This window comes from Streptomyces sp. NPDC019396 (assembly GCF_040632375.1).
Classification (GTDB): Bacteria; Actinomycetota; Actinomycetes; order Streptomycetales; family Streptomycetaceae; genus Streptomyces.
This window is the reverse complement of sequence record NZ_JBEYBS010000091.1, coordinates 1-1,769: the sequence shown is the minus strand read 5'-3', so window position 1 is coordinate 1,769 and position 1,769 is coordinate 1. Positions and strand designations below refer to the sequence as shown.

Genomic DNA, 1,769 nt, shown 5'->3' with positions numbered 1-1,769 from the left:
GCCGACGGCACCGGCCGACGAAGGAGGCCGGGGCCGGCGAGCACGCACCGGGCCACCAACACCGCCACGCCGCCAGGCGTGTCCGCTACCGCCGCGACGACGCCCCGCCCCGGCCGGCTCGGGCGGGGCGGGGCAGTGCCGTGGCGGTCAGCCGGTGAAGGCGGCCCACTCCATGCCGCCCCTGGCGTACTTGAGACCGGCGCGCACGCGGAACGCCTCGTCGTCCGTGATCGCGCGGGTGATGCCCTGTTCGCTCAGGAAGGCGTCGATGGCCTCCAGCGGCTCTTCCGAATACCGGAAGTTATCGGTGGTGCCGTGGGTCGCGGCGAGTTCTCCCGCCCTCCAGAGCTGGACGGAGTAGGTCCGGCGGTCCGGGTCGAAGATCGGCCGCAGCTCGGCGTCCTCGGCGTCGAGCTCGACCCGCCGCAGCTCCTCGAACAGCTCGTTGCGGCGCTTGTCGCAGTCCTCGGGGCTCCACCCCTCGACGTAGACCCCGGACCGCTGGACGGGGTACTCCACCAGGGGGCTGATGCTGCCGTAGCCCCACGGGAAATCGGCCTCCCGGAAGTTCACCCGGTAGCGGTCCCATGCCGTGCCACCCGGCACACGGCCGCACCACATGGCACCGACACGGACACCGGCCTGGTGCTCGTACTGGTACAGGCGATCACCGGGCTGCACGTCGGCACCCTTCACCGTGAACGTCTTCAGGCGCGGGATCAGCCGGTACACCTCGGTCTCGTCCGCTGCGGTCCTCATCATGATCTCCTCTGTCGAAGGTGCGGGGGCCCGCCGTGGCGGGCCCGGCGGGCGGGGTGGTGTCAGGACCCGAACACCGTGTCGATGGCGTTCAGGAAGTGGAACGCGCACGCCCGGCGGCGGACGGGGCGGCGGTCGGCGGGGGCCCGCTTGATCCACGGGTCCGCCTCGATAGCGACGGGGGCGGGCTGAGTGCAGCGGGGGTGGTCGCAGCGGCCCGGCCGTCCGGCCTTGGCCAGGTCGATGACCCGGTACGGATCGGCCAGCGTGACGTCGAATCCGAACGCGCTGCTACGCATCGCCGCTTCGTACGCGGCGCGCTTCGCGGCCTCGGCGCGGGCCTTCTCCGCTGCGGCGGCCTCCTGGGCGGCGATAGCTTCCGCCAGCGTGTCGGCGGACGGGGAGGGACGGCCCGCCACCGTGTGGGCCTTCAGGACTTCCCTGCGGCGGCTGGCCAGCGTCTCGTCGTCCTCCCAGGGCTCGCGGACGGGCAGCACGCGACCGTGCATCCAGTTCCACCGGTCGACCATGTAGTTCAGGGCGATCTGCGGGGTGCGGACCTCGGCGACGAACTCAAGGTCGTGCAGAACGACGTCGTCCCACCACTCGGTGTGCGTCCGGCGGCCGTCACTGAAGAAGACTCCGAGAAAGGCGTCCGTGTCGGCGAAGTAGACGTTGGCGGCCACGATGTCCCCGTGGTAGCCGTCCTCCTGGACGGCTTCCACCAACCAGTCGTAGTGCCGGAGTTCGGCGGCGTGCATCGGGACCACGGTCAGGGGGACGTCCCGGCCCTCCGCGACCCGGGGGCCGTTGCGGTGGAAGGAGACGACTCCGCCGGTGCGGTAGAGGGTGCTGGTGGTCATGTCGTCTCCCTGGTGTTGAAGGTTCGGGCCTGTCGTCCGGGGCTGCCATCCCCTTCCGACATCACTAATTCTGCCTTATTTGAGTGCCTGAGTCCACCTGGAACAGTCCTCCGAACGGGTGACCTGCATCACATCTTTCCGCAGGTC

Annotated in this window: 2 protein-coding genes; both read right to left on the bottom strand. The window is 70.5% G+C overall.

The features are described from left to right. Positions 1-147: 147 nt before the first annotated feature. Positions 148-762, bottom strand: coding sequence for a hypothetical protein (locus ABZ532_RS31570; protein WP_361291439.1), 615 nt, complete (start codon positions 760-762; stop codon positions 148-150). 59 nt (positions 763-821) lie between these two features. Continuing rightward, the gene (locus ABZ532_RS31565; protein WP_361291436.1) at positions 822-1,622 is read right to left on the bottom strand and encodes a hypothetical protein; all 801 of its coding nucleotides are present in this window, start codon (positions 1,620-1,622) and stop codon (positions 822-824) included. Between the last annotated feature and the right edge of the window lie 147 nt (positions 1,623-1,769).